The sequence below is a fragment of the Pseudomonas sp. SB113 genome (assembly GCF_040754745.1).
GTDB classification, from domain to species: Bacteria; Pseudomonadota; Gammaproteobacteria; order Pseudomonadales; family Pseudomonadaceae; genus Aquipseudomonas; species Aquipseudomonas grimontii.
Genome location: NZ_JBFMHW010000006.1, coordinates 51,330 through 72,625, shown reverse-complemented (window position 1 = coordinate 72,625; position 21,296 = coordinate 51,330). Strand labels below are relative to the sequence as shown.

17 protein-coding genes are annotated in these 21,296 nt (G+C 63.7%); 5 read left to right on the top strand and 12 right to left on the bottom strand.

The window, feature by feature from the left end:
- Nucleotides 1–21: 21 nt before the first annotated feature.
- Together AB1462_RS09975 and AB1462_RS09970 are read right to left on the bottom strand one after the other, a co-directional pair.
- The gene (locus AB1462_RS09975) at nt 22–954 is read right to left on the bottom strand and encodes a p-hydroxyphenylacetate 3-hydroxylase reductase component (protein ID WP_090402365.1); all 933 of its coding nucleotides are present in this window, start codon (nt 952–954) and stop codon (nt 22–24) included.
- A gap of 56 nt (nt 955–1,010) precedes the next feature.
- On the bottom strand, nt 1,011–2,180 hold the full coding sequence (locus AB1462_RS09970; RefSeq protein WP_367246663.1) for a p-hydroxyphenylacetate 3-hydroxylase oxygenase component: 1,170 nt from the start codon (nt 2,178–2,180) through the stop codon (nt 1,011–1,013).
- Nucleotides 2,181–2,443: 263 nt separating this feature from the next.
- Between AB1462_RS09970 and AB1462_RS09965 the strand changes: the two genes are divergently transcribed.
- From AB1462_RS09965 to AB1462_RS09955, 3 genes are all read left to right on the top strand, one after another.
- On the top strand, nt 2,444–3,931 hold the full coding sequence (locus tag AB1462_RS09965; RefSeq protein ID WP_090402360.1) for an aldehyde dehydrogenase family protein: 1,488 nt from the start codon (nt 2,444–2,446) through the stop codon (nt 3,929–3,931).
- Between the two features lie 135 nt (nt 3,932–4,066).
- Nucleotides 4,067–5,128 carry an aromatic ring-hydroxylating dioxygenase subunit alpha gene (locus tag AB1462_RS09960; protein WP_315336639.1) on the top strand — a complete coding sequence of 354 codons (1,062 nt, stop codon included), beginning with the start codon at nt 4,067–4,069 and terminating at the stop codon, nt 5,126–5,128.
- A 29-nt stretch (nt 5,129–5,157) separates the two neighbouring features.
- Complete coding sequence (locus AB1462_RS09955; RefSeq protein WP_315336637.1) at nt 5,158–6,108, top strand: PDR/VanB family oxidoreductase; 951 nt, start codon at nt 5,158–5,160, stop codon at nt 6,106–6,108.
- A 6-nt stretch (nt 6,109–6,114) separates the two neighbouring features.
- On the opposite strand, the gene AB1462_RS09950 is transcribed toward AB1462_RS09955, so the two are convergent.
- The 6 genes from AB1462_RS09950 to AB1462_RS09925 all read right to left on the bottom strand — a co-directional run bounded on the left by AB1462_RS09950 (nt 6,115) and on the right by AB1462_RS09925 (nt 14,196).
- Nucleotides 6,115–6,828, bottom strand: a complete 714-nt coding sequence (locus AB1462_RS09950; RefSeq protein ID WP_367246662.1) for a GntR family transcriptional regulator — start codon at nt 6,826–6,828, stop codon at nt 6,115–6,117.
- A gap of 67 nt (nt 6,829–6,895) precedes the next feature.
- On the bottom strand, nt 6,896–8,638 hold the full coding sequence (locus AB1462_RS09945; RefSeq protein ID WP_367246661.1) for an acyl-CoA dehydrogenase: 1,743 nt from the start codon (nt 8,636–8,638) through the stop codon (nt 6,896–6,898).
- 27 nt (nt 8,639–8,665) lie between these two features.
- Nucleotides 8,666–9,907, bottom strand: coding sequence for an acetyl-CoA C-acyltransferase (locus tag AB1462_RS09940; protein WP_367246660.1), 1,242 nt, complete (start codon nt 9,905–9,907; stop codon nt 8,666–8,668).
- Nucleotides 9,904–11,778 carry a feruloyl-CoA synthase gene (locus AB1462_RS09935; protein ID WP_259194469.1) on the bottom strand — a complete coding sequence of 625 codons (1,875 nt, stop codon included), beginning with the start codon at nt 11,776–11,778 and terminating at the stop codon, nt 9,904–9,906. The genes AB1462_RS09940 and AB1462_RS09935 overlap by 4 nt, the downstream gene beginning before the upstream one ends.
- Before the next feature lie 62 nt (nt 11,779–11,840).
- Complete coding sequence (locus AB1462_RS09930; RefSeq protein ID WP_259194468.1) at nt 11,841–13,289, bottom strand: aldehyde dehydrogenase; 1,449 nt, start codon at nt 13,287–13,289, stop codon at nt 11,841–11,843.
- A 76-nt stretch (nt 13,290–13,365) separates the two neighbouring features.
- The gene (locus AB1462_RS09925) at nt 13,366–14,196 is read right to left on the bottom strand and encodes a p-hydroxycinnamoyl CoA hydratase/lyase (protein WP_010567568.1); all 831 of its coding nucleotides are present in this window, start codon (nt 14,194–14,196) and stop codon (nt 13,366–13,368) included.
- A gap of 213 nt (nt 14,197–14,409) precedes the next feature.
- On the opposite strand from AB1462_RS09925, the gene AB1462_RS09920 reads away from it, so the two are divergent.
- Nucleotides 14,410–14,898, top strand: a complete 489-nt coding sequence (locus tag AB1462_RS09920; protein WP_056858004.1) for a MarR family transcriptional regulator — start codon at nt 14,410–14,412, stop codon at nt 14,896–14,898.
- 5 nt (nt 14,899–14,903) lie between these two features.
- Here AB1462_RS09920 and AB1462_RS09915 read toward each other — a convergent pair whose 3' ends face one another.
- Nucleotides 14,904–16,229: an OprD family porin gene (locus tag AB1462_RS09915; RefSeq protein ID WP_259194467.1), complete on the bottom strand. Its 1,326-nt coding sequence runs from the start codon at nt 16,227–16,229 to the stop codon at nt 14,904–14,906.
- A 308-nt stretch (nt 16,230–16,537) separates the two neighbouring features.
- On the opposite strand from AB1462_RS09915, the gene mhpT reads away from it, so the two are divergent.
- Entirely contained in the window at nt 16,538–17,746 is a 1,209-nt protein-coding gene (gene mhpT, locus AB1462_RS09910; protein ID WP_259194466.1) for a 3-(3-hydroxy-phenyl)propionate transporter MhpT, read from the top strand.
- Here the strand turns inward: mhpT and AB1462_RS09905 are convergent.
- The 3 genes from AB1462_RS09905 to AB1462_RS09895 all read right to left on the bottom strand — a co-directional run bounded on the left by AB1462_RS09905 (nt 17,724) and on the right by AB1462_RS09895 (nt 21,053).
- Nucleotides 17,724–18,671, bottom strand: coding sequence for a transporter (locus AB1462_RS09905; RefSeq protein WP_259194465.1), 948 nt, complete (start codon nt 18,669–18,671; stop codon nt 17,724–17,726). The genes mhpT and AB1462_RS09905 overlap by 23 nt on opposite strands.
- Before the next feature lie 81 nt (nt 18,672–18,752).
- The gene (locus AB1462_RS09900) at nt 18,753–19,520 is read right to left on the bottom strand and encodes a coniferyl-alcohol dehydrogenase (RefSeq protein ID WP_259194464.1); all 768 of its coding nucleotides are present in this window, start codon (nt 19,518–19,520) and stop codon (nt 18,753–18,755) included.
- A 57-nt stretch (nt 19,521–19,577) separates the two neighbouring features.
- Nucleotides 19,578–21,053, bottom strand: coding sequence for a benzaldehyde dehydrogenase (locus AB1462_RS09895; RefSeq protein ID WP_367246659.1), 1,476 nt, complete (start codon nt 21,051–21,053; stop codon nt 19,578–19,580).
- Nucleotides 21,054–21,296 lie beyond the last annotated feature (243 nt).

Genomic DNA, 21,296 nt, shown 5'->3' with positions numbered 1-21,296 from the left:
CCGGTATCGGATTTCGGGCACTCAGCAGTGGCTGATCAGTTGCTTCAACACCGTCTTGAAGGTTTCGATCTGGTCCTGGCTGAACTCGGCGAACACCTTGTCCTGCTGTTCCCGTGCAATGGCCCAGAGGTCTTCGGTCTGTTCAATGCCCGCAGCGGTCAGGCGCACACCGTGTTCATCGTCGTCGACCAGCCCCTTGCGCTTGAGGTTGGCCACGGCGTCATCGATTTCCCGCACCGGCATCGCCACTTCCCGCAATAGATCGCTGGCGCTCAGGCGGGCGTCGTTCTCCAGCACCATCAGCATCCGCGCCTCGTTGGTGCGCAGGCCGGTGGACAGTTGCCGGGGCTGGTAGCTGGACTGGTAGGCGCGCACCGCCTGGGTCATCAGGTAATACAGGTTGTGGCTCAGGCGCCCCTGGAAGTGGCTGCTCGGCGGTTGGCTTTCGTCCCGCTTGGTCATGCGCGTATGGGGCAGGACCATGGAGTAGGCGCCCTGATGATAGAGCAGCGGCGAACGGCCAAAATCGTCGAAGGCCACCACCTTGCCGATCATGATCCAGTGATCGCCGCCATCCACCTGTTGGTATTTTTCACAGTGAAAACGGGCCGAACAATCGGCGAACACCGGCGCCCCGCCCTCCCCCGGCTCATAGGCGATCTCGGCGAAGCGGTCGTCCTTGGGCCGGGCAAAATTGTTCGAAAGGTCGATCTGGTCGGCCGCCAGCACGTTGACCGCGAAATGGCTGGCCTCCTCGAAGACCCCGTGACTGCTGGAGCGTTTGTCGATGCTCCACAGCACCAGCGGTGGGTCCAGGGACACCGAGTTGAAACTGTTGGCGGTAACACCCACCTTGCGGCCAGAGGCGTCGGCGGCGGTGACCACCGTCACGCCCGTGGCAAAGTTGCCCAAGGCCCGGCGAAAGGCGCGTGGGTCGAAGGTCGATTCAGACATGCAAGACTCCCGGGCTGCGTCAGGCGCGGCCCTGATTGTTGTTTTCAAAAACGGGTTCAGATCATGCTCGGGTCGGGCTCCAGGCCCATCAACTCGCGGCCGAGGATCTGTGCACAGACGTCGTAGTCGGTGTAGGCATGGGCGCCGGTCATGTGCGAGTCGCGGAACAGGCGCTGCATCTCGTTGTGCTCAAACCAGGCGTTGCCGCCGGCGGCCTCGAACAGACGGTCCACCGCCTGGATGCACATCTTGGTCGCGTAGGCCTGGTTGGTGCGCCAGAACGCCAGGGTCTCGCGGCTTGGGTAGCGCTGCTGCTCACTGTGTTCGGCGTGTTCGTTCCAGGTTTTTTCGAGGAAGGCGCGCGCGGCGGCCACCTGGTGAGTCGACTCGGCCAGGCGCATCAACGCCGGGGTCGCGGCACCGACTGCCGCCCCGGTATAGGCGCGCACGCGGGTCTTGGTTTTTTCGCGGAACACCTCGAGCATTCGCTCGGCGACGCCCAGGCTGACGGTGGAAAAGCCGCTGGCAAAGTAAGGCCGGTACGGTGAGTAGAAAATCTTGCTGTCGGGGTACAGCCCAAAGCCGGCGGACTTGCCTTCCATCATGTCCTTGGCTTTCTGGATGCGGTGCTCCGGCACCCAGGCCTTGTCGATGATCAAGGTCTTGGTGCCGCTGCCTTTCATGCCGGCGGCAAACCAGTCATCGCGGATCTGGTAGTCGCTGCGCGGCAGCACCGCGAAACAATAATCCGGGGTGCCCTGGGCGTTGTGGCGGCGAAACCCGACGATCGCCCACTCAGCGTGATCACAGCCGCTGCTCCAGCCCATTTCACCGCTGAACAACACGCCGCCCTCGACTTCCTCGGTGCGCCCAAACGGCGCAATGCTGCTGCTCGCAGTAGCATCCGGGTCAGTGCCCCAGACCTCCTGCTGCAGTTGGGCCGAGAACAGCGCCAATTGATGACTGTGGGTACACAACAGGCTCATGGCCCAGGCCGTGCTGGCGCAGGCTCCGGCGAGCAACGCGATGCAGTCGGCAAACTGCGGCAGCGACAACTCCATGCCGCCGAACGCTTTGGGCTGAAACACACGGTGCATGCCGATGCTTTTGAGCAGCGAAATATTCTCGGCGGGCACCTTGCGGTCCTGCTCGGCCACAAAGGCATTGGCGGCGATGGTCGGCAGGATGGACTTGAGGTCTTCGAGGAGCGGGTTTGGCTTTTTCATGGATGGCCCTGCTTATTATTGGATGTCCGGGCACCGCCATAAATCGAGGCATGGCGCCGGATGCAGGGCCAGTATGGAGCGCGCCTTCCAGGCAGAACATGCACCTTCCAGAGTCAAGATTGTACTTTTCAAAGGCTCAGGCGGGTCCGCCGTGCACAAGCACTGGCAGCCACAGACATGCCGCTCGGCAGCCACAGTCAAGCCCGTTCCGGCCACGGGGATTAACCTCGGTTTTTTCAATGTCTGCCACCAGGAAAAACCCCATGAGCGATATTCCACTGCTGCCCCAGGTTGAAGCCTTCCTCCGTCGAAACCATGCGTTGTTCATCGACGGTGGCTACGTCGAGAGTCATTCCAGCCAGCGCCTGGAGGTGATCAACCCGGCCACTGGGCAGGTCATCGCCGACGTCGCCGACGCCGACCCGGCCGACATCGACGCAGCGGTGGCGTCCGCGAGCCGAGGCTTCAAGCAGTGGTCGCAGGTCGCACCGGCAGTGCGCGGCAACGTGCTGCTCAAGCTGGCCGACCTGCTGGAGCAACACCGCGAAGAACTGGCGCAGATCGAAACCTGCCAGTCGGGCAAGATCATCCAGATTTCCCGTGCTTTCGAAGTCGACCAGGCCGCGCACTTCCTGCGTTACTACGCCGGCTGGGCCACCAAGATCAGCGGCCAGACCATCACCCCGTCGCTGCCCTCCTTCGCCGGCGAGCGCTACACCGCGTTCACCCTGCGCGAGCCGGTCGGGGTAGTGGTCGGCATCGTGCCGTGGAATTTCTCGACCATGATCGCCATCTGGAAACTCGCCTCGGCGCTGGTGACCGGTTGCAGCATCATCATCAAGCCCAGCGAGTTCACGCCACTGACCATCCTGCGCATCGCCGAACTGGCGATTGACGCCGGCCTTCCCGCCGGCGCGCTGAACGTCTTGACCGGCGGCGGCAGCGTCGGCAAAGGCCTGATCGAACACCCCGGCACCGACAAGGTGTCGTTCACCGGCTCCGTGCCGACCGGGATTGCAGTGGGCCAGAGTGCCATGGGCGCCGGCCTGACCCGGGCCACCCTTGAGCTGGGCGGGAAAAACTCGGCCGGGTTCCTGCGCGATGTGGACCTGGACAAGGCCGTCAACGGCATCATCGAAGCGGGCTTTCTGCACTCCGGGCAAATCTGCGCCGCTGCCGAACGCTTCTTTGTGCATCGTTCGCAGATCGAAGCGGTCATGGACAAACTGGCCCAGCGCCTGAGCACGCTGAACATCGGCTCGCCCCTGGATGAGCGCACCGAATTCGGCCCGGTCACCAACCGCCAGCACCAACTCAAACTCGGCGAGTTCTTCGCCAAGGCCCGCGCCGAAAACAACCGCATCATTCACGGTGGCAACCTGATCGACCGTCCTGGCTGTTACGTCGAGCCGACAATCATCCTCGCCAACAGCGTCAACGACACCCTGCTCAACGAAGAGACCTTCGGCCCCATTGCCACGTTCTTGCCCTACGACAGCGAAGAAGAACTGCTGGCCTTGATGAACAACACACCCTACGGCTTGAGCGCCAGCCTGTGGACCAACGACCTGGGCAAGGCCTTGCGCATGGTGCCTGCCATCGAGGCCGGCACAGTGTGGGTGAACATGCACACGATGCTGGACCCGGCGGTGCCGTTTGGCGGCAACAAATCCTCGGGGATAGGCCGGGAGTTCGGCAGTGCGTTCATTGATGACTACACCGAGCTGAAGTCGGTGATGATTCGCTACTGACTTCATCCAGTGGATCCATTGAAGTATAAGTGTCCGATAATCGCCCAATAAAACAGCGATACAAGATTGACTCTCTATCAGGCCAGCCATTTAATGGATCCATTAAAAGAATAATCCATTGCCTGGAGAGTCATCATGTACCCCAAGAACACGTGGTATGTCGCTTGCACCCCCGATGAAATCGCGCACAAGCCCCTGGGTCGACAGATCTGCGGCGAAAAGATGGTGTTTTATCGTGGCCAGGAAGGCGCCGTGGTGGCGGTCGAGGACTTCTGCCCTCATCGCGGTGCGCCGCTGTCACTGGGGTATGTCGAAAACGGCAACCTGGTCTGCGGCTACCACGGACTGGTCATGGGCGGCGACGGCAAGACCGTGGAAATGCCCGGCCAGCGGGTACGCGGCTTTCCGTGCAACAAGACCTTTGCCGCCGTTGAGCGCTACGGCTTCATCTGGGTGTGGCCCGGCGATCAGGCCCAGGCCGACCCGGCGCTGATCCACCACTTGGAATGGGCCGTGAGTGACCAATGGGCTTATGGCGGCGGGCTGTTTGACATCCAGTGCGACTACCGCCTGATGATCGACAACCTGATGGACCTGACCCACGAAACCTACGTGCACGCCTCCAGCATCGGCCAGAAGGAAATCGACGAAGCGCCGCCCGTGACCACGGTGGACGGCGATGAAGTCGTCACTGCCCGGCACATGGAAAACATCATGGCCCCGCCGTTCTGGCGCATGGCCCTGCGCGGTAATAACCTCGCCGATGACGTGCCGGTGGACCGCTGGCAGATCTGCCGCTTCACCCCGCCCAGCCATGTATTGATCGAAGTCGGCGTGGCCCACGCCGGCAAAGGTGGCTATAACGCCGCCCCCGAACACAAGGCCGCGAGCATCGTGGTCGACTTCATCACCCCGCAGACCGACACCTCGATCTGGTACTTCTGGGGCATGGCGCGCAACTTCAACCCCCACGATGAGGCACTGACCGCGAGCATTCGCGAGGGCCAGGGCAAGATCTTCAGTGAAGACCTGGAGATGCTCGAGCGCCAGCAGCAGAACCTGCTGGCCCACCCGCAGCGCAACCTGCTCAAGTTGAATATCGACGCGGGCGGCGTGCAGTCGCGCAAGATCCTGGAGCGACTGATTGCCAGGGAACGCGCCCTCGAACCGCACCTGATCACCACCACCACCGCCTGAACAGCGCGACAACTTTGCGAGGACCGAACATGATCGATGTGGTGGTGGTATCCCGTCATAACGAAGCCCAGGACATTTGCAGCTATGAACTGGCCAGTGTCGATGGCCAGCCGCTGCCGGCCTTCAGTGCCGGCGCGCATATCGACGTGCACCTGCCCGATGGGCTGGTGCGCCAGTATTCGCTGTGCAATCACCCTGAGGAACGCCATCGTTATGTGATTGGCGTGCTCAAGGACCCGGCCTCTCGGGGCGGCTCGCGCACCTTGCACGAGCAGGTCCACGAGGGCGCACACCTGACCATCAGCGAGCCACGCAACCTGTTTCCCCTGGCCCACGACGCGCGGCGCAGCCTGCTGTTTGCCGGTGGCATCGGCATCACCCCGATCCTGTGCATGGCCGAGCGCCTGGACCATGCGGGTGCCGACTTCGAACTGCATTACTGCGCCCGTGCCAGTGAGCGTGCAGCGTTTGTGCAGCGGCTCAAGGCGTCGCCGTTTGCCGAGCGGGTGTTCCTGCATTTCGATGAGCAGCCGCACACGGCCTTGAAGGCTGCCGAGGTGCTGGCGGCGCCCGCAGACGACGTGCACCTGTATGTCTGCGGCCCTGGCGGGTTCATGCAGCATGTGCTCGACAGCGCACGCGCACAGGGCTGGCAGGAAGACTGCCTGCACCGCGAATACTTTAGCGCGGCCCCGGTGGACAGCAGCCTCGACGGCGGCTTTTCGGTGAAGCTCGGCAGCAGCGGCCAGGTCTTCGAAATTCCCGCCGACAAGACCGTGGTCCAGGTCCTGGAAAGCCATGGCATCGAGATTGCCGTGTCCTGCGAACAGGGGATTTGCGGCACCTGCCTGACCCGCGTGCTGGAGGGCATACCGGAGCACCGCGACCTGTTCCTCACCGAGCAGGAACAGGCGCTGAATGATCAGTTCACGCCCTGCTGCTCACGCTCGAAGACCCCGCTGCTGGTGCTCGATATCTGACAGGGTTCACGACGCGGGCAAAATCACCTTCATGCGCGCGGCGGCGGTGGCTGAACTGAAGATCTCGGCATAGCGCAACGTTGCATTGGCGTGCTCACGCATGATGGCTTCGGCCCGCGCGCCCTGGCGATTAACCAGGGCGTCGAAGACCGAGTGATGCTGCATGTGGGCATAGTTGAAGCGTCGGTACTCGCGAGCCATGTCCTCGCGATCCACCGCCAGCGCGGTCACCGAGGCGAACGGCAAGTGATCATTGCGGGCCAGCGCGTCGGCGATCGCCGGGTTGTGGCTGCCTTCGACGATAACCTGGTGAAAACGCATGTTCAGGTCGTGATAGACCTCAAGGTCATCCTCGGTCACGTAGCCCTTTTCGAACAGTTGATCGCCTTCCACCAGGCAGCGCTCAAGCACTCTGCGTGCCTCGTCGGACAAACCACGCTCGGCGATTTGACGCGCAGCCAGGCCCTCGAGCACACCCCGCACTTCGACGGCGCCGGCAATGTCGCTGGGGCTGACCGAACGCACCTGATAACCGCGCCCGCCAAACGGCACCAGCAGCCCTTCCTGTTCGAGGGTACGAAAGGCCATGCGCACCGGCATGCGTGACACGCCGAACAGTTGCGCCGTGGGAATCTCCATCAGCCGTTCGCCCGCCGCCAACTCCCCGCTGGCAATCATCTTGCGCAGTGCAACCAGCACCAATTGACCGGGTTTACTCATCCAGGCAACTTCCAGAAAACGTGAGCCGCCATGGTACCGCAAGTAGAACCGCAATCACCTGGCCGCGTCAGATGAACGCCAGCGCTGCCCGTGCCCCGTCTATGGCGCCCAGGTGCTGTGCCAGCCGCGACGGCAGGTAATCGAAAAAGAACCCGGCGCTTTGCAGCTTGGCGGCGCGCAAGGGGTGATCGTCGGGCAGTGCCCTGGAGACCCGCGCGGCCCGCGCCCAGGCAAAGGCCAGCAACGCGACGCCACAGAGCTGGAGGAAATCCGGCGCCGCCCGATAGGGGTATTCACTGTCCTCATGCGCGCGTTCACGTATGGCGCTCACCACACGGGCCAACGCGTCGCACAGGCTGCCCAACGCACCGCAGAAGCCTGCGCATTCGACAGAATGCCTGCCCTGCGCGGCCTCGGCGCGCAACTCGGCCAGCAGCAAGCCAAAGGCCCGGCCCTCATCCCCCAGCACCTTGCGCAGCAACAGGTCATTGGCCTGGATCTCGTTACTGCCCTCGTAGATCATCGCGATGCGGCTGTCCCGCAGGGTTTGCTCGATGGCGAACTCGGTGACGTAGCCGTAACCGCCGAACACCTGCAGCGCATTGCTGGCCTGGCGAAAGCCCTGTTCGGTGAAAAACGCCTTGATGATGGGCGTCAGCAGCGGCGCCAACTGGGCGGCCGACGAGTCCTGGTCATGTTCGGCCTGATCAAGCAGGTGCGCCGCCCAGTAGCCGATGGCGCGCATGCCCTCGCTGGTGGTGCGCAGCTCCAGCAACACACGGCGCATGGCCGGGTGATAACGGATCGGATCAGCCGCCTGGGCCGCTACCTCTTCCGGCCTTGACGGCGCACGCATTTGCAAGCGCTCGGCGGCGTACTGGCGAGCGTTCTGCCAAGCCGCCTCGACATGCCCCAGGCCTTGCAGGCCGACATGCAGGCGCGCCGAATTCATCATCACGAACATCGCCGCCAGGCCACGATTGGCGTCGCCGATCAGCCAGCCTTGGGCGGCGTCGAACACCAGGGAACACGTGGCGCTGCCCTTGATGCCCATCTTGTGTTCGATGCCGTCGCAGTGCACGCCGTTGGCCTGGCCATCGTCCAGGTGCTTGGGCACCAGGAACAGTGAAATGCCACGGCTGCCCGACGGCGCATCGGGCAGGCGCGCCAGCACCAGGTGCAGGATATTGGCCGTGAGGTCGTGCTCGCCGCCGGAGATAAACAGCTTGCTGCCGCTGAGGCGATAACTGCCATCCGCCTGGGGTTCAGCACGACAGCGCAGCAAGCCGACATCGCTGCCGGCCTGGGACTCGGTCATGCACATGGTGGGCAAGGCCTGGCCACTGACAATCTCGGGCAGGTAGCGCGCCTGCAGCCAAGGGGCGGCGTGGGTCTTGAGGCACAGGTAAGCGCCGTGAGCGATCCCGGTGTACATGGCCCAGGCATGGTTGCTGGCGTAGAGCATCTCTTGCAGCGCCGCATCGAGCAGTTGCGGCAAGCCCTGCCCGCCCTGCTCCTCGGCACACGCCAGCGCCGGCCAACCGCCGTCGACATAGGCGCGATAGGCCTCGGCAAAGCCGTCCGGGGTGCTGACCTGCCCCGCCTGCCAGCGGCAGCCCTGGCGATCACCGCTGCTATTCAACGGCGCCAATACGCCCTGACTGAAGCGAGCCGCCTCCTCCAGCACCTGTACCGCCAGCGGCAGGTCCAGGGCCGCGAACGCCGGGGTGCGCTGCCAGGTATCGGGCGCCTGCAACCAGTGTTCCAGGACAAATTGCATATCGCCCAGGGGCGCCTCATAGCTCCACATCGGGACACCTCTTCGACAAAAAAACCATCAAGCGCGGTAGACAGGGTTCTCGATCAGCAACGCCATGCCCTGCCCGCCGCCCACACACGCTGCGGCAATCCCGTAGCGCAGGTTGTGCTGGCGCAGTTGTCGGGCCAGGGTCATCACCAGGCGCAGGCCGGTGGCGGCCAAGGGATGCCCCAGCGCAAGCGAGCCGCCCTGGACGTTGACGCGGGTGCTGTCCAGCTCCAGTTCATGGGCCACCGCCAGTACCTGGGCGGCCTGGGCTTCGTTGATCTCGAAGCGGCCGATGTCGCCCAAATTCAACCCGCTGCGTTGTAACAGAAGGCGGATCGCCGGAGCCGGGCCGATGCCCATGAACTCGGGGGCCACACCGACCACCGCGCTGGCCAGCAGCCGCGCCAGGGCCGGACGCGTGCTGGCCGAGGCACGCCCCACCAGCGCCGCCGCCGCCCCATCGACCACCGCACAACTGTTGCCGGCGGTTTGCACGCCGCCTGGATGCACGGCGCGCAAGCGCGTCAGGGCCGCAAGGTCGGTGGGCCGTGGGTGGCTGTCGACGCTGACGGCACTGGCCCGGCGCGCGAGGCTAATGCCCCTGGGCTGGTACCCCTCAAGCTCGAACACCTGGTTATCGACCGTGACGATTTCTTCCGTCCAGGCGCCGTCACGTTGCGCCTGCAAGGCGCGCTGATGGCTGTCGCAGGCGTGACGGTCCACGGCCTTGCGGCTGAGGCCATAACGGCGCGCCAGATTGTCGGCGGTGGCGATCATGTCCAGGCCAGGGGCCGGGTCGTACAGGGCCTCCCAGAGAAAATCCTTGAATTGCACCTCGCCGCCGAGTCGAAACCCGTCGCGATGGGTGTAGGCCGCAATCGGGTTGCGCGACATGGATTCACTGGCCACGCACAGGGCCAGTTGCACCTCGTCGCGCAACTGTTCAGCGGCCTGGCGCAGCAGCTCGAAACCGGTGGCGCAGATGCGCTGCACCCCCAGTGCCGGGACCGCTTGCGCCACCCCGCTGTACAAGCCGATATGCCGTGGCAACAAGTAGGCATCGAAGCTGGCCTGGGCCATGGAGCCGGCCAGAACGCTGTCCACCGCCTGGGGGTCGATGCCGGCCCGGGCCAACACTTCACGACCCACCTTGATGCCCAGGTCGATGGGCGACACCTGGGACAGTGCGCCGCCAAGGTCGACCCACGGCGTGCGCACCGCCGCGAAAATCGCCGCATCGGCAAACGCCGAGTACTGCCCGGCGCTGCTCAAGGCTTGGGCCCGGCGCGCAGGATCGTGGCCTCTTCGCCGCGATACAACGCCTCGACCTTGGCCGCGCGCCATTGCAGCACGGCGCGCTGGTTGATCGAGCCTTTGTCGGTGATTTCCCCACGGTCGATGGACGCCGGCTCGTCGAGCAGGGCGATCCATTCCAGGCGGCTGGCATTGCCGGTGGCCTCGCGGTTGAGGCGCTGCAACCAGTCGCCGAACCACTGGCGTACCGGCGCGCTGCCCAGCACCTCGGCGTCGCTGGCGTCGGCGCCCAAGCCGGCCAGCCGCCGGCATTCGTAGAGCCTTGGGAACACCAGGGCTCCCAGGCATTCGCGGTCCGGCGCGGTAATCACCAGGTCCTGCACATAGGGCGAACCGTCGAGCACGGCGCGATTGCGCAACGGGCCGACACTGACAAACACCCCGGAAGACAACTTGAAATCCTCGGCAATCCGCCCGTCGAACATCAGCCCCAGTTGCGGCTGGTGCGGGTCGGCGAGTTTGATCGCGTCACCTGAACAGTAGAAACCCTGTTCGTCGAACACCTCGGCGGTTTGCTCGGGCGCCCGCCAGTACCCCGGCATGATGTGCGGCCCGCGAAAACGCCCTTCGAACTTGCCGTCCAACGGCACCAGGCGCACCTCGCAGCCCGGCGCAGGCAAGCCGATATAGCCGGCCATGGACAACGGCCCGGTGGTGAAGGTACAGGACGGCGCGGCTTCGGTCATGCCCAGCCCGGCCATCATGCGGATACGTTCACCGCAGTGCTGTTCGGCCACGCGGTCGAGGCGATCCCAGACACTTTGCGACAGGCCGGCGGCGGCGAAGAAGAACAGTTTCATGCGTGCAAAAAACCGCTCGCGCAACTCGGCGTCCTGTTCCAGGGCGTTGACCAGTTCTTCCCAGCCCTTGGGCACCGTCAAATAGGCGGTGGGCGAAATTTCCTTGAGGTTGCGCAGGGTTTCGGCAAAGCCCTGGACCGTGGGTTTACCGTCGTCGAGGTAAAAGGTGCCGCCGTTGTAGAGCACGATGCCGACGTTATGGCTGCCACCAAACGTGTGGTTCCACGGCAACCAGTCCACCAGTACCGGCGGCTCCTCACCGAACACCGGAAACGTCTGCAACAGCATTTGCTGGTTGGCGCAGAGCATGCGCTGGGTGGTGATCACGGCCTTGGGCAATTTGGTCGAGCCCGAGGTGAAGAGAAACTTGGCGATGCTGTCGGGGCCGGTGACCTGGAACGCCGCATCGGCCTCGGCGCCGCCCGGCGTTTGCAGCAGGCTGGCGAAGCTGACCTGAGTGCGCCCAGGCACGTGGCCGCGCACGCTGATCAGCGGGGTCTCGGCCGGCAGGACAGCGTCGATGGCGCGCTGGTAAGCGGCCGCATCGCTGACGAACACCAGCCCCGGTTGCAGCAGGTCGCACACATGCCGCAGCTTGGCGAAATCCTGGGACAACAACGAATACGCCGGCGATACCGGGCAGTAGGGAATGCCGGCGTACATCGCGCCGAGGGCGACCTGCAAATGTTCGATATCGTTGCCCGACAGCAATGCCAGCGGCTTGTGCGCCGAGAGCCCGTAACTCAACAGGCCCTGGGCAATCGCACGCACGCTGTCGAGCATCTCGCGGTAGCTGACGCGGCGCCAATCACCACCAGCCTGGCGGGCCGCGATAAACGTCTGCTCGGGCCGCACCTGGGCCCAATGCACCAGGCGGTCGAGCAAGCGCGCCGGCAACTCGGCCAGGGGCTCCAGGGAGCGCATATGCAGCACGCCGTGTTCTTCAGTGACCGCCACCGGGGGGTGGCCGATGGAGACCTCGCGGTATCGCGGTGCGGGCTGGGGTTGCGGTCTGAATTCGGAACTCACAAGGGTGTCCTCCAGCAAGGCGGATCACAGCCGCCTTGTTATTGTTATGTCGCGACGCCTGCTCAGATCGGGTAATGCCGTGGCCCGTTCTGCAAGGTCACCCAGCGCAATTGCGTGAAGTGCTCGATCGCGGCCTTGCCACCAAAGCTGCCGTAGCCGCTGGACTTGACCCCGCCAAACGGCATCTGCGCCTCGTCATGCACGGTCGGGCCGTTGATATGGCAAATGCCCGATTCGACCCGTTGCGCCAGGGCCAGTGCACGCCCGGTGTCACGGCTGAAGATCGCCGCCGAAAGGCCGAACTCGGAGTCGTTGGCCAGGCGCAGCAAGGCTTCATCCCCGTCACCGCGTAGCAGCACCGCCACCGGGCCGAAGGACTCTTCGCGGTACAAACGCATGTGTTCGGTGACGCCATCGATCAGGGTCGGCTGCAGGATGCTGCCGTCCAGTTGGCCACCCACCACCAGCCGCGCGCCCTTGGCAAGGGCATCGTCGATCAGGGCCTTGATGCGTGTGCCGGCGCCGGCGTCCACCAGGGAACCGAGGACCGAATCCGCTGCAATGGGATCGCCCGCGCGCAGGGTCGCGACCTTGGCCACCAGCTTGGCGGTGAACGCATCGGCGACCTTGGCATCGACAATCAGGCGTTCGGTGGACATGCAAATCTGGCCCTGGTTGAAGTAGGCCCCAAAGGCTGCCGCCGCGACCGCAGCGTCGAGGTCGGCGTCGTCGAGCACCAGCAACGGCGCCTTGCCGCCCAACTCCAGCAAGGCCGGCTTGAGGTGACGCGCCGAGAGCTCGCCGACAATCCGCCCCACATGGGTCGAGCCGGTGAAGTTGACCCGACGCACGGCTGGGTTGGCGATCAACCGCGCGACAATCGCAGCGGCATCCGCCGGGGCATTGCTGATGACGTTGACCACGCCATCGCCCAGGCCGGCGTCCTGCAACACCTGGCCAATCAGGCGGTGCACCGCCGGGCTCAGCTCCGAGGCCTTGAGCACCACGGTATTGCCACAGGCCAGCGGCATGGCGATGGCGCGTGTGGCGAGGATCACCGGGGCATTCCACGGCGCGATGCCCAGCACCACGCCGCAAGGCTGACGCAAGGCCATGGCGAAACTGCCGGGGACATCGGAGGGGATCACTTCACCGGTGATCTGGGTGGTCATCGACGCCGCTTCGCGCAGCATATTGGCCGCCAGGCGCACGTTGAAGCCATACCAGTTGGCCATGGCGCCGGTTTCGCCGGCGGCGGCGATGAATTCGGCGCTGCGCGCCTGCAATTGCTCGGCAGCGTTGAGCAAGCGGGTGCGGCGTTCGTTGGGCGCCAGCGCCGCCCACGCGGGGAACGCGGCTTGGGCTGCGGCGACGGCGGCGTCGGCATCTTCCAGGGTCGCGGCGGCCACCCGCGAGACCACTTCACCGGTCACCGGGTTGCGACGTTCGAAGGTTCGACCGTCGCGGGCGGGGCACGACTGGCCGCCGATCAACAGGGGCACGTCCAGCATGGTGATTCCTCTTTATTGTCTTTATCGGGAATACGTTCAAGCAGGGTACAACGGCGCGGCCAGGCGGCCGCGCCCTTCAGCGTTTATACGCCTGCAGGCCAGGCTTGATGCTCTTGTCGTCGAGGAACTGTTTCATGCCCTGCTCGCGACCGCCTTCGGTGTCGAGCAGGCGCGACTGATCAAGCTTGGCGTAGAGGTAATCCTCGTTCTGCTCCCAGGTCAATTCGCGGCAGCGCTTGAAGCCATGCTTGGCCGCACGCAGCACCACCGGGTTTTTCTCCAGCAGGTTGCGCGCCAGTTCAATGGTTACTTCGCGCAGTTGAGCCAGCGGCACGCTTTCGTTGACCAGGCCCATTTCGGCGGCTTTCTGCCCGCCAAAAGTCTTGCCGGTCATGATGTAGTACAGCGATTGGCGATGGCCCACGGTGTCGGCCATGGCCTTGCTCACCAGGTTGCCCGGCGGGATGCCCCAGTTGATTTCCGAGAGGCCGAAGGTCGCTTCGTCGGCGCAGATCGCCAGGTCACAGGCCACCAGCGGGCTGAAGCCACCGCCGAAGCACCAGCCATTGACCATGGCGATGGTCGGCTTGGCGTACATGCGCAGCAGTTTCCATTGCCATTGCGAGGCTTCGCGGCGGATTTTTTCCTGGAGGATTTCCGGGCCGGCATCCACCTCGCGGAAGTATTCCTTGAGGTCCATGCCCGCAGTCCAGGCTTCGCCCGCACCGGTCAGCACCAGCACGCCTGCGGCAGGGTCCTGCTCGAGGGTTTCGAGGACGTCGATCATTTCCCGGTTCAGGGTCGGGCTCATGGCGTTGCGTTTTTCCGGACGATTGAGAATGACCCAGGCGATGCCCTCTTCGATCTCAACCTTGACGGTGGTCCAACGGCCTTCGTAATTGCTCATGGCGGTACGCTCTTGTTCTGGTTGTGAAGATGATTCGAAATTAAACCGCAAATATAGTTATGTCAATTAACTATTAATCCAGATAACCAATATTTTTCCTGCTTAAAACCCGCACGGTGCAGGCGCCGTGAAAACCCGGCATAGCCATAGCGCGCCAACCCCGGCAAACTAGATAGCCTTCTTAACCTCCACTTTCTGAGGATTGCACTGCCAATGGCCAAGCCTTCCAACATCGCCACCGCCAGCCAGGCCCTGCCCGACAACGACGAGGTACGGCCGCCGCTGGATTCGGCCCTGGACGATCTGATCGGCTACGCCATGCGCCGCGCCCAGCTCAAGCTGTTCCAGAACCTGATCGGCCGGCTGTCGGACCACGATCTGCGCCCTGCGCAGTTCTCGGCCCTGGCGATCATCGAGCAGAACCCTGGGCTGATGCAGGCCGATCTGGCTCGCGCCCTGGCCATCGAGCCGCCCCAGGTGGTGCCGTTGCTGAACAAGCTGGAAAGCCGCGCCCTTGCGGTGCGGGTGCGCTGCAAGCCGGACAAGCGCTCCTACGGGATCTTCCTCAGCAAGAGCGGCGAAACCCTGCTCAAGGAGCTCAAGGCCATCGCCGCCCAAAGCGACCTGGACGCCACGGCCGCCCTCGACGGCCAGGAACGCGAAGAGCTGCTGCGCCTGCTGAAGAAGGTCTACCAGGACTGATCGGCTTACCAGAGCGCCACGGTGTAGAGCACCAGGAAACGGGTCTGGTTTTCATCACGAAAGGCCGCGCCGCTCGGGAAGTCATTGCGGTAGATCGACTTGCGCGCCATGAACCCGACATTCTTCAGCGGGCCGTCCTGGATCACATACCCCAGCTCCATCTGGAACTCGCGCTCCTTGCGATCCTCGGCGTTGAAAGCCGCCAGTTCGATGTTGTCGCCCCGCACATAGCGCAGCCGAGTCTTCAACCCCGGCACACCCGCTGCGGCGAAGTCGTAGTCATAGATGGCCTGCCAGGTGCGCTCCTTGGCGTTGAGAAAGTCCGAGCTCATGGTCAGTTCGCTCATGCCCATCAACTCGGTGCCGGAGATATAAGGTGTGGCCGTCTCCCCGCTTGAGTGCATGTAGCCAAGGCTGACGCGATGGCCGCCGAGGCGGTAGCCAAACAGCGCCGAGAGGTTGCGGTTATCCACCTTGCCCGCCTTAGCACTGCCATCTTCGCGACTGAAAAAACTGCGCAGGTCGCTGGTGAACACGCCATCGCCCAACGGCAGGTTATGCAGCAGCGCCAGGGTGTCCTGTTGGTAGAGGTCCGCGACCTGCGAGTGATAGACGCGCAGGCTGAGGTCTTTGTTGACCTGATAGTCACCGCCCACATACGCCAGGTGCGACGTGGTGGCGGTGGCGTTGAAACGCCGGTTGGGCGAGGCGATGGTCATGGCCTGGTAGTCGGTGGAGTCGCGTTTGTTGATACGGTCGATGTAGCCGGTGTTAAGGGTCAGGCCATCGATGTCCTTGGAGCTCAAGGTGGTGCCGCGAAAGGTTTGCGGCAGCAGGCGCGACGGACTGGCAAAGGCGAACGGCAGGAAGATCGACACATCGCCGGCCTTCACCGTGGTTTGCGCAAACCGCAGCTTGGCGGTGGGAGCCAGGCGCGAGTACTCATCGGCGGCGCGCTTGTCGCTGGCCGACACCGGCAACAACTCGGTGCCGCTGCGGTCTGGCGAGGAGTCGAGCTTGACCCCCATCAGCCCGCGTACATCCAGCCCAAAACCCACGGGGCCTGGGGTGTACCCCGATTCCAGGTTGAGGATGAACGCCTGGGCCCATTCCCGCGCGGCAGTCTTCGCACCGTCGTCCTTGTAGTCGCGGTCCAGGTAGTAATTGCGCAAGGTCAAGGTGCCGTGGCTGTCGTCGATAAAGCCTGCGGCCCACAGCGGAGCGGGCAGCACGCTCAAGGCCAGGCATGCCATGAGCAGGCATGGAGTGTTGTTTGACACACAGGCGACGGGCGCCGCTGCAACGGCGTGCTCCATAGGGAGTTCTGGCATGTTCGATGTCCATTTTTTGTTGTTGTTTTTGGGGTGGCACACGCTCGGCCCGGTCGGCTTCGCGAGCCAAGAATGGAAACAGCCGACGGTGCCCGTCAACCGCAACTGAGCGATAATCGAACATTAATAAAACTATCTATTTTTTAGTTGTATATGGATCTAGATCGCAACCTTTTGAATCCAGTGAATTTATTCAGTCTTTTAGGTGTTTTTAATCCACGATTCATTTTTTAGTTATCTTTGTTATCTTAATCGTCAGCAGCCACTCGCGCTCGCCACCACAACAAAAACAACAATGAGGTTTGCCCATGGACAGTCCATCGCGTCGTTCGACGCTGACTATTGCGTTGTGCTTTATCGTTGCGCTGATCGAGGGGTTCGATCTGCAAGCCGCCGGCACTGCCGCCGCTGGGTTACGTCAAACGTTCGCCCTGGATCCGAAGATGCTCGGCTGGGTGTTCAGCGTCGGCATCATCGGCCTGCTGCCGGGGGCGTTCTTCGGCGGCTGGGTCGCCGACCGCATCGGGCGCAAGAAAATCCTGGTGAGCGCCGTGCTGCTGTTCGGGCTGTTTTCCCTGAGCACCGCGTTTGTCGACAGCTATTCAAGCCTGTTGCTGGTGCGTTTTCTCACCGGCCTGGGCCTGGGCGCTGCGCTGCCCAACCTGATCGCGCTGTGCGCCGAAGCGGTGAGCGAACGCAACCGTGGCACGGCCATCAGCGTGATGTACTGCGGGGTGCCGCTGGGGGGTGCATTGGCCGCAGTGGTGGCGATGTTTTCCAGTGAGCACTGGCAGACCACCTTTATCATCGGCGGCCTGGCGCCCTTGCTGGCCGTACCGTTGATGATCCTGCTGCTGCCTGAATCCAGCGCCTTTCGCCAACAGCTCGACACCACGCACGCCGCCCGCCCTTCCACCGGCCAGGCGCTGTTCGGCGAAGGTCGCGCGCGCACCACACTGGCGTTGTGGCTCAGCTACTTCTTCACCCTGACCGTGATGTACATGCTGCTTAACTGGCTGCCGTCGCTGTTGCTGGAACAAGGCTTCAGCAAACCCCAGGCGGGCATGGTGCAGATGCTCTTCAATATCGGCGGCGCCCTCGGTTCGCTGCTCGGTGGCGTGCTGCTGGACCGGTGCAATGCCGTCAAAGTGGTGCTGTCGGTGTATGCCGGGTTGCTGGCGGCGTTGGCAGGGGTCGGGTTGTCGGTGGGCATCGTGCCCATGGCCATTGCCGGTTTTGCCGCCGGCCTGTTCGTCATGGCCGCGCAGTTGGTGCTGTATGCGTCGGCACCGCCCTCGTATCCAACCTCGGTGCGCGCCACCGGTGTCGGTGCCGCCGTGGCTGTTGGCCGCCTGGGTTCGGTGGCCGGGCCACTGGCGGCGGGGCAACTGCTCGCCGCCGGCGCCGGCACCGCCGGGGTACTGCTGGCGACCGCCCCTGGTGTGGTGATCGCCGCACTGACCATCATCAGCGTCATGGTGCGTAAGGCACCACCTAGAACTTGTGCAGCCAGTTGAGCACCAGCTTGTTGCCCTGTGTGCGGTTCTCAGCTTGCTGCTCGAAGTAAGCGTTCACCGACAGCACGTCTTCCTTGCTGAAGGCATAGACCAGGCCTGGGCCCATGGCCCAGACCTTCTCCCGACGCCCGCTCACGGCATCCCCGTCCACCTTTGTATCGGTGATCTGCTTCAACCAATAACCGTTGACCCCCACGCTCAGTTGCTGGCTCAAGGCATATTGCAGCGTCAGGTTGGCATGCAACGCCTGGCCGGCCTGGGTATCGGATACATCCCCAAAGCCGGCCTGCGGATCATCATTCTTGCCATTCCACAGGTACATGAAACGCCCACTCGCCGACCACTTCGGGCTGAACCAATACGTCGCCGCGTAATATGGGTTGAATGACCAGAAGTTGCTGCCGGGGTTGATCGAGCGCTTGCGGTCATAGGCTCCCACCGGCACCGAGATATCGGCTTCGACACGTTGGGTCAGCAGTGGGCTGCCATCGGCGCGGCTCAGGGTCGGCAGTTGCAGGAAGGGCCCCACAATCACATCACCAAAGCCGGCGCGAGAACTCAGCGCCGCATTGTTCAACCCATCGTCGACATCCACATGGGCCAGGGAGGTGTTGATCAGGGTGAACCCCGGCATCGCACCGTTGGCCAGAGGTTGGCCGAGGTAGATGATCTGCGTGGTAGGCGCCACCACTTCCACGTCCTGCTTGGGCAGCGCCAGTTTGTTGCCGTTGGCATCATTGAAGCGGCTGGCCCGGGAGTACGTCAGGTATTCCTCCAGGTACCAGCCAGGGCCGGCCGGGGCCGGTGAGCCGTCGTAGAAACTGGTGCTGCCGAGGTTGAGTCCGGGCAAATCATAAGCGTAAGCAGTCGATGTCAGTGCGACAAACGTCGTGGCCGCAACCGCCCGCAAGATAGGCTTGAGCATCTTGTATGTCCTGTATTTTTGTTGTTGTTCAAGACCCCCGGCACGGTGGATCCGCGCCGGGGTTTATCGCTGTTGCAACCCCTACACGTAGGTCGCCGCCAACCCGCCGTCCACCGGCAGATTGACCCCGTTGACCCAGCGCGCGGCGTCCGAGCAGAGGAAGGCAATCACCGCCGCCACCTCATCGGCCAGGGCCGGACGGGTCATGCGCTGGCTGTCCGCGGCCACCCGCTCCGGCCCGAGCATGCTGACGAAATCGCCGAGAATCGGCGTGAACACCGGCCCTGGCGCTACGCAGTTGATGCGCACCGAGTGATCGCGAAACCAGCCTTGGGATTGCTGGAAGCTCCACACAATGAGCGCTTCCTTGAAGTACTGATAACAGCTGGCCTGCTCCACCGGATTGGCCGCCAGCCACTGCTGCCCGGCCTCGAAGCTTTGCGTCGCGGCCAGGGCCTTGTGCAGCTCCAGCCGTTGCGGCCATTGCGCGCCGAGCACCGAGGCAACATTGACGATGCTGCCGCCCGCCGACATACGTGGCAGCAGCGCTTGAGTCAGGTGCCGCAACCCCAGGTAATTGACCGTGGCCACCGCTGGCACGGGCGCCGTACCGGGCACGCCGGCAATGTTGCACAGCCCATCGACCCGCGCCGGCAGGCGCGCCACCAAGGCATCGATGCTGGCAGGATCGCCCAGGTCAGCCTGGAAAAAGCCATCCAGGGTCAGTTGCGGTTCATGGCGATCAACGCCGATCACCGTAGCGCCCTGGAACCGCGCGAGCCGCGCCAGTTCAGCGCCAATGCCGGAAGCGACGCCAGTGACGATCAAGGTTTTATTGTGCAGGTTCATGTTCAAGCCCTCTTATTTTTGTATAGGCATGGGTGGATCAAACCGATGAGCCAGGGCTCAGAATGGATATCTGGGCGGGGTATTTTTCACCGTGACCCACTGCCACTGGCTGTACTCGTCCCAGTCGGCCGGCCCGCCCACGCTGCCGCCATTACCAGAAGCGCCGCGCCCGCCGAACGGGTTGATGCATTCGTCGGCCACGGTCTGGTCGTTGATGTGCAGCAGGCCGCAATCAAGGCGCTCGCCGATGGCCATGGCGCGCCCGACCGATGGAGAGATGATGGCGGCCGAGAGGCCGTACTCGGTGCGGTTGGCCAGTTCGATGGCCTCCTCGTCCGTAGCAAAACTGACCACCGTGGCCACCGGACCGAAGATTTCATCCTCAAACGCGCGCATGCCCGGGCGCACGCCACTGAGCACGGTGGGCTGGTAGAACAACTGGTCGTATTCGCCACCCGCCTCCAACCGCGCGCCCGCGTGCAGGCTGTCGCTGACGATCTCGTGCACGCGCTGCAATTGCCGTTGGTTGATCAACGGGCCGAGCGCTGCTTCACCACGGGCGGCATTGCCGACCGTGAGCGCACGGGCCTTGTCCACCAACTTGCGCGTGAGGCGTTCGGCGATGGATTCATGGGCGAGAATCAAGCCGGTCGCCATGCAGATTTGCCCCTGGTGCAGCCAGGCACCCCAGGCGGCATTGCTCGCGGCCAGGTCGAGGTCGGCGTCTTCAAGAATGATCAGCGGGTTTTTGCCGCCCAGTTCCAGCGCGACTTTTTTCAGGTGTCGTCCGGCCACTTCGGCGACTTTGCGCCCCGCCGCCGTGGAGCCGGTGAACGCGATCATCCGCACATTCGGATCGCGGCACAGCGCTTCACCCGCTGGCGCGGCACCGGGCAACACCTGCAGCAGGCCCTTGGGCAAGCCCGCTTCCTCGAACAGCCGGGCGATGAGAAAACCACCGCTGACCGGGGTCTGCGGGTCGGGCTTGAGCACCACCGCATTGCCCGCCGCCAGCGCCGGGGCCACCGAACGCAGCGACAGCACCAGCGGAAAATTGAACGGTGAAATCACCCCGACCACGCCATGGGGCTGACGCCGGGCATAGGACAGGCGCCCTGCTTCACTGGGCAGTACCACTCCGTGAGGTTGGGACAACAGCCCCGCCGCCTGATGCAGCAGCACAATCGCTTCGCGTACTTCGTGTTCGCCCTTGAACAACGCGCCGCCGGTTTCCCGCGCGACGTACAGCGCCAGTTCGGCAAAGGACTGCTGGGCCAGGTCCGCCGCCTTGCGAAACACCTCGGCGCGCTCCCGGGGGCCGAGTGCAGCCCAGGCCGGCTGCGCCAGGGCCGCGCTGCGGCAGGCGATGGCGATATCGGCCGGGTTGGCCATGGCGCAGCGCATCAGGGGTTCGCCGGTGGCGGGTTCGATCACCGCGATCACGGAACCCGAGGCGGGTATCCAATCGCCGTTGAACAGGCATTCGGACTCAATGGCCCGCTGTAGAAAGTGGGTGGTTTCAGACACTGACATGGCAACTCCCGGTTCTTGTAATTGTCATCGCCTGCACAGGGTGCAAACGCCGCATCAAGCCTTGAGCAAAGGCTGTGCCGCTTGTACGCAACGGCGCCGACATAAAGCGTCGAGGGCTTTGGGACGGGGCCTGCCACGCGCCGCTCATGCCTCACCCGCCGATCACCTGCAAAAACCGGAGCGCTGCCACTTGTTCAATTGATAAGGTTATGTTTAATAACTATCTGAGCAGTTACTCATATC